This is a genomic window from Acidovorax sp. KPB24-03 (assembly GCF_057546605.1).
Window position 1 is genome coordinate 1 of the sequence record NZ_BAAJYR010000195.1, and the last position, 6,487, is coordinate 6,487.

6 protein-coding genes and 1 pseudogene are annotated in these 6,487 nt (G+C 69.1%); 6 read left to right on the plus strand and 1 reads right to left on the minus strand.

Going from position 1 to position 6,487, the window contains the following annotated elements:
* A partial coding sequence (locus tag AC27KI_RS16810) for a LacI family DNA-binding transcriptional regulator (RefSeq protein ID WP_487114853.1) occupies positions 1–603 on the minus strand: 603 nt, incomplete at its 3' end.
* Positions 604–764: 161 nt separating this feature from the next.
* Between AC27KI_RS16810 and AC27KI_RS16815 the strand changes: the two genes are divergently transcribed.
* From AC27KI_RS16815 to AC27KI_RS16840, 6 genes and pseudogenes are all read left to right on the plus strand, one after another.
* On the plus strand, positions 765–1,343 hold the full coding sequence (locus AC27KI_RS16815) for a gluconokinase (protein WP_487090192.1): 579 nt from the start codon (positions 765–767) through the stop codon (positions 1,341–1,343).
* Positions 1,340–1,900: a TRAP transporter small permease gene (locus AC27KI_RS16820; protein WP_487090191.1), complete on the plus strand. Its 561-nt coding sequence runs from the start codon at positions 1,340–1,342 to the stop codon at positions 1,898–1,900. The genes AC27KI_RS16815 and AC27KI_RS16820 overlap by 4 nt, the downstream gene beginning before the upstream one ends.
* 10 nt (positions 1,901–1,910) lie before the next feature.
* Positions 1,911–3,191 (plus strand): TRAP transporter large permease, encoded by a 1,281-nt coding sequence (locus AC27KI_RS16825; RefSeq protein ID WP_284413210.1) that lies wholly within the window; start codon positions 1,911–1,913, stop codon positions 3,189–3,191.
* A gap of 74 nt (positions 3,192–3,265) precedes the next feature.
* Complete coding sequence (locus AC27KI_RS16830; RefSeq protein WP_317355031.1) at positions 3,266–4,276, plus strand: TRAP transporter substrate-binding protein; 1,011 nt, start codon at positions 3,266–3,268, stop codon at positions 4,274–4,276.
* 129 nt (positions 4,277–4,405) lie between these two features.
* Positions 4,406–6,214 (plus strand): phosphogluconate dehydratase, encoded by a 1,809-nt coding sequence (gene edd, locus AC27KI_RS16835; protein ID WP_317355034.1) that lies wholly within the window; start codon positions 4,406–4,408, stop codon positions 6,212–6,214.
* A 59-nt stretch (positions 6,215–6,273) separates the two neighbouring features.
* Positions 6,274–6,487 (plus strand): annotated as a pseudogene (locus AC27KI_RS16840) (keto-deoxy-phosphogluconate aldolase); the annotation flags it as partial.

A 6,487-nucleotide genomic window follows, 5' to 3' on the forward strand; every position in this document is an offset into this window, starting at 1 on the left:
CGGGTCCAGCTGGGCGGCGCAGAAGGCGATGCGGCGGCGGCCCCGGTCCAGCAGGTGGCGGGTGATGGCCGCGCCCGCATCGGTCTGCGAAAAGCCCACGCAGGCGACGTCCGGCGCCGTGCTGGTCTCCATCAGGTGCACGCAGGGCACGCCGCTGCGGGCGATGAGCTGGCGGGCGGTTTCGCTGCGGTCGAACCCGGTGACCAGCAGGCCGGCGGGCCGGTGGGGCAGGTAGGTGCGCAACAGCAGCTCTTCTTCGGTGGTGTCGTAGTGGGTCACGCCAATGAGCGGGTGAAAGCCCTCGGGGAACAGCGTGCGGTGCACCGCCTCCAGCAGATCGACGAAGAGCGTGTTGGACAGCATGGGCACCAGCACCAGCACCTGGGTGCTGCGCTGGGAGGCGAGGGCGCGCGCCGCCGGATCGGGCACGTAGCCCAGGCGGTCGGCCGAGGCGCGCACGCGCTCGGCCAGTTGCGCGTCCACGCTGCGTTCGCCGCGCAGCACGCGCGAGACGGTGATCGGGCTCACGGCGGCATCGCGCGCCACGTCATCGAGCGTGATGCGGCCGCTGGAACGGCGGGGGCGGCGGGTGGCGTCGGTCAAGGGTTAATCCGGAGCAGTCTGGGTGGCATTGTTTCCTAAGATAGCGCTATCTTTCACAGGGTAAACAAGCATGCGGCGACCGATGGCGCTGTAGCGTGCGGCAAACCCGGCCCAGCCACCCGCGGTGCGGCGCCATGCCCCACCGCATTTCTTCGAATTCAATGGATAGCGCTATCTCAATGTTTCGCCCGCAGGCCATCGTCGTGATGGGCGTGTCGGGCTGTGGCAAGTCCAGCGTCGGCGAGTCCTGCGCGCAGGCCCTGGGCTGGACGCTGCACGAAGGCGACGCCTACCACGCCCCTGAGAGCATCGCCAAGATGCGGGCCGGCACGCCGCTGACCGATGCCGACCGCGCCGGCTGGCTCGGCCGCCTGGCCCGGTTGCTGGACTCCAGCGAAGGCGGGCCGGGCGTGGTGCTGACCTGCTCCGCGCTGCGCCGCAAGTACCGCGACCGCCTGCGCGAGGCGCACCCGGCGCTCGGCTTCGTCTTCCTGAAGCTGGGCTATGACGAAGCGCTGGTGCGCGTGCAGTCGCGGCCCGGCCACTTCTTTTCGCCCGCCCTGGTGGCCGACCAGTTCGCCACGCTGGAATCGCCCGAAGGCGAGCCCGGCGTGCTGACGCTCGATGCCACGCAGCCCATCGCCACGCTGGTGCAGGACTCCGTGGCCTGGGTGCGCGGCCCCGAGGCTTTCACCCCCGAAAAAACAGGCCGCGACACAGCGGCAGGAGACAACGCATGAGCAGTCCGCAGCCGCCGACGAGGGATCTGGCCGCCCCGTCCGCCCCGTCTTCTTCCCCACACGCGCCACCCCGCCGCAAGCCGGCGCTGCAGCGGCTGGCCGAGCTGTTCATGGTGCTGGCGCTCGCCGGCATGGTGGTGGCGGTGTTCGTCAACGTGGTGCTGCGCTATGTGTTCCACACCAGCATCGTGTCGTACGAAGAGGTCTCGCGCCTGCTGTTCGTCTGGCTGGTGGCGGTGGGCTCCATCGTCGCGGCCTTCGAAGGCAAGCACCTGGGCTTCGACATGCTCACCTCGCGCGTGAAGGGCGGGGCGCGCAAGGGCCTGTTCTGGGTGAGCCAGTTGCTCGTGGCGGTGTGCATGGTGCTGCTGCTGAAGGGCTCCTGGGAGCAGGTGGTGGCCGGCATGAGCAGCTACAGCACGGTGCTCGGCTACCCGCTGGCGCTGGCCGCAGCCGCCACGCTGGTGCTGGCGGCCGGCCTGCTGGTGGCCCTGGTGTTCGACCTGCTGCGCGGCGAGCCGCCCACGCCGGCCGGCCCGGCGGGCGATATCGAATAAGGGGCCGGACATGATCGTGACCGCGATTTTTCTGCTGGTGCTCATCGGCGGCATGGTGATCGGCATGCCGATCGCCCACGCGCTGGTGCTGACGGGCGTGGCCCTGATGTGGCACCTGGACTTCTTCGACTCGCAGTTGCTCGCGCAGAACCTGCAGGCCGGCTTCGACAACTTTCCGCTGCTGGCGGTGCCCTTCTTCATCCTGGCGGGCGAACTGATGAATGCGGGCGGGCTGTCGCGCCGCATCATCGACCTGGCGCGCGCCTTCGTGGGGCACATCCGCGGAGGCCTGGGTTTCGTGGCCATCGGCGCCGCGGTGCTGCTGGCCTCGATGAGCGGCTCGGCCATCGCCGACACCGCGGCCCTGGCCACCATCCTGCTGCCGATGATGCGCCAGCAGAACTACCCGCCCAGCTACAGCGCGGGCCTGCTGGCATCGGGCGGCATCATCGCGCCGATCATTCCGCCGTCGATGCCGTTCGTGATCTACGGGGTGACGACCAACACCTCCATCAGCAAGCTGTTCCTGGCGGGGGTGTTTCCCGGCCTGATGATGGGCATCTTCCTGATCCTGGCCTGGTGGTGGATCGCCCGCAAGCACCAGCTGCCGTCCATGGAGCGCGTGGAATGGGGTGCGCGCATGAAGGCGCTGGTCCACAGCTTCTGGGCCATGATGATGCCGGTCATCATCCTGGGCGGGCTCAAGGGCGGCATCTTCACGCCGACCGAAGCCGCCGTGGTGGCCGCGGTCTACGCCCTGTTCGTGTCGATGTTCGTGTACCGCGAACTCACCTGGGCCCAGTTGTACGAGGTGTTCCTGGCAGCGGGCAAGACCACCGCCGTGGTGATGTTCCTGTGCGGCGCGGCCACTGTGACGGCTTACATGATCACCCTGGCCGACCTGCCCGCCATGCTGGCGGACAGCTTCTCCGGCGTGATGGGCAATCCCATCGTGTTCATGGCGCTGATGATGCTGTTCCTGCTCGTCGTGGGCACGGCCATGGACCTGACGCCCACCATCCTGATCTTCGGGCCGGTGTGCCTGCCGCTGGCGGTGAAGGCCGGCATCGATCCGGTGTACTTCGGCTTCATGTTCATCTATGTGGGATCGCTCGGCCTCATCACGCCGCCCGTCGGCACGGTACAGAACGTGGTGGCGGGGGTGGGTGGTCTGCGCATGGAGACCGTCATCAAGGGCACCACGCCGTTCCTGCTGATGTACGTGGTGCTGCTGGTGCTGTTCGTGCTGTTCCCGGTGCTGATCACCGGCCCGCTGCGCTGGCTGCATTGAGCCGCCGCCGGCCCCGATTTCCAATGGTTTCGTTTTCCCTCTCTCTTCAGCGCTTTCAATACAAGGAGACAAGCATGCGTATCCGTTTCGCTCTCGCCGGCCTGGTGGCCGCACTGGTGGCCGCCGGGGCCGCCCAGGCCCAGGACTTCAAGCCGCGCCTCGTGCGCTTCGGCTATGGCCTGGTCGACGATTCCAACCAGGGCCGCGCGGCGCGCCTGTTCGCGCAGGAGGTCGAGAAGGCCTCCGGCGGCAAGATGAAGGTGCGCACCATCGGCAACGCCGCCCTGGGCTCCGACACCCAGATGCAGCAGGCGCTGATCGGCGGCGCGCAGGAGATGATGGTGGGCTCCACCGCCACGCTGGTGGGCATCGTGCCCGAGATGGCCGTGTGGGACACGCCGTTCCTCTTCAACAACGTGAAGGAGGCCGATGCCGTGCTCGACGGCCCGGTCGGCGAAAAGGTCAAGGCCAAGCTGGAGCCCAAGGGCATGGTCGGGCTGGTCTACTGGGAGAACGGCTTTCGCAACCTCACCAACAGCAAGCGCCCCGTCAACAAGCTGGAAGACCTGGGCGACATCAAGCTGCGCGTGATGCAGAACAACGTGTTCCTGGACAGCTTCAAGGCCCTGGGCGCCAACGCCGTGCCGCTGCCGTTCTCGGAACTGTTCACCGCCCTGGAAACGCGCGCGGTCGATGGGCAGGAGAACCCGTTCAACACGGTGGTGTCCAGCAAGTTCTACGAAGTGCAGAAGTACCTCACGGTGACCAACCACGTGTACAGCCCGTGGATCGTCACCGTCAGCAAGAAGTGGTGGGACACCCTCTCCGCCGCGGAAAAGAAGGTGCTGCAGGACGCCGCCGTCAAGAGCCGCGACTTCGAGCGCAAGGACACGCGCGAAGAAGCCGCCAAGGCCCTGGCCGACCTCAAGACCAAGGGCATGCAGGTCAACGAGCTGCCCGGCTCGGAAGCCAACCGCATGCGCGAGAAGCTCGCCAGCGTGAACACCGGCATCGCCAAATCGGTCGGCCAGGAAACCTGGGACGCGGTGAACGCGGCCGTCAAGCAGGCGCGCGGCGCCCAGTAACCCGGCACGCATGGGCTCGCCCCGCGGCCACGGGCCGGGGCGGGCCGACACATGCCCTTTGCCTACAGACGGAGCGGCCTGCGGGTTTACCATGGGCGCTCCGCCAGCCCGTTGCCAACACCCGCCAGCATGCCCATCCACGACACCGTTGAAGCCGTTACCCGGCGCATCCGCGAGCGCAGCGCGCCCACCCGCGCCGCCTACCTTGCCCAGCTCGAAGCCCATGCACACCGCGACCGCGGTGCCGACCGACTGGGTTGCGCCAACGTGGCGCACGCCTTCGCCGGCATGCCCGGCAACGACAAGCTGCGCGTGGTGGCCCAGAAGGCACCCAACGTTGGCATCGTCAATGCCTACAACGACATGCTCTCGGCCCACGCGCCGCTGCAGCACTACCCCGATCTGATCAAGGACGAGGTCCGAAAGCACGGCGCCACCGCGCAGGTCGCCGGCGGGGTGCCCGCCATGTGCGACGGCGTCACGCAGGGCACGCCCGGCATGGAGCTGAGCCTGTTCAGCCGCGACGTGATCGCCATGGCCACGGCGGTGTCCCTGAGCCATGACGTGTTCGACGCCGCGCTCATGCTGGGCGTGTGCGACAAGATCGTGCCCGGCCTGCTCATCGGCGCGCTGCAGTTCGGCCACCTGCCCACCGTCTTCGTGCCGGCCGGGCCCATGACCTCGGGCCTGTCGAACAACGCCAAGGCCAAGGTGCGCGAGCAGGCCGCGCAAGGCCTGGTGGGCCGCGCCGAACTGCTGGCCGCTGAATCCGCCGCCTACCACAGCGAAGGCACCTGCACGTTCTACGGCACCGCCAACAGCAACCAGATGCTGCTGGAAGCCATGGGCCTGCACGTGCCCGGCACCGCCTTCATCAACCCCGGCCAGGCGCTGCGGCAGGAGCTGACCCGCGAGGCCGCGCGCACCGTGCTCGGCCCCGCGTGCCCGCCCATCGGCAAGGTTATCGACGAGCGCGCCATCGTCAACGCCATGTCGGCCTTGCTCGCCACGGGCGGCTCCACCAACCACCTCATCCACTGGGTGGCCGTGGCGCGTGCGGCCGGCATCGTCATCGACTGGGACGACTTCGCCGCGCTGTCGCACGCCGTGCCGCTGCTGGCCCGCGTGTACCCCAACGGCAGCGCCGACGTGAACCAGTTCCAGGCCGCGGGCGGCCCGGGCTACGTGTTGCGCGAACTGCTCGATGCCGGCCTGATGCACGAAGACGTGCTCACCGTGCGGCCCGGCGGCATCCGCGAATACACCCGGCTGCCCCATGGCAACGCCGAAGGGCGCCTGGGCTGGACCGACATCGGCGCCAGCGGCGACGACGGCGTGCTGCGCCCGGCCACCGCGCCGTTCAGCGCCACCGGCGGCCTCAAGCTGCTGCAGGGCAACCTGGGGCGCAGCGTGATCAAGGTCTCTGCCGTGCCGGAAGACCGCCACGTGGTCGAGGCGCCCGCCGCCGTGTTCGGCTCGCAGGCCGAACTGCAGGCCGCCTTCCAGGCCGGGCAGCTGGACCGCGACGTGATCTGCGTGGTGCGCTGGCAAGGGCCGCAGGCCAACGGCATGCCCGAGCTGCACAAGCTGACCCCGCCCCTGGCCGTGCTGCAAGGCAAGGGATACCGCGTGGCGCTGGTGACCGATGGCCGCATGAGCGGCGCATCGGGCAAGGTGCCGGCCGCCATCCACGTCTCGCCCGAAGCCAACGCCGGCGGCGCGCTGGCGCGGGTGCAGGACGGCGACGTCATCCGGCTGGACGCCGTGGCGGGCACGCTCGACGTGCTGGTCGATGCCGCCACCTGGCAGGCCCGCACGCCCGCCGTGCTGCCGCCCGCACAGGCCGAAGACAACGCCCACGGCTGGGGCCGTGAACTGTTTGCCGGATTCCGGCGCAACGCGCTCAGCGCAGAAGAGGGAGCCTGCTCGTGGCTGTGAACGACGACGACACCAACCAGCAGAACCACGGCAACGCGGCCTTCACCGCCGTGCAGGTCATGCGCGACGCGCCGGTCATCCCGGTCATCGTGCTCAACGATGTGGCCCACGCCGTGCCCATGGCCCGCGCCCTGGTGGCTGGCGGCATCCGCATGCTGGAGGTGACGCTGCGCACCCCGCAGGCCCTGGCCTGCATGGAAGCCATCGCCCGCGACGTGCCCGAAGCAGTGGTCGGCGCCGGCACCGTGCGCAGCGCGGCCGATGCCCAGGCCG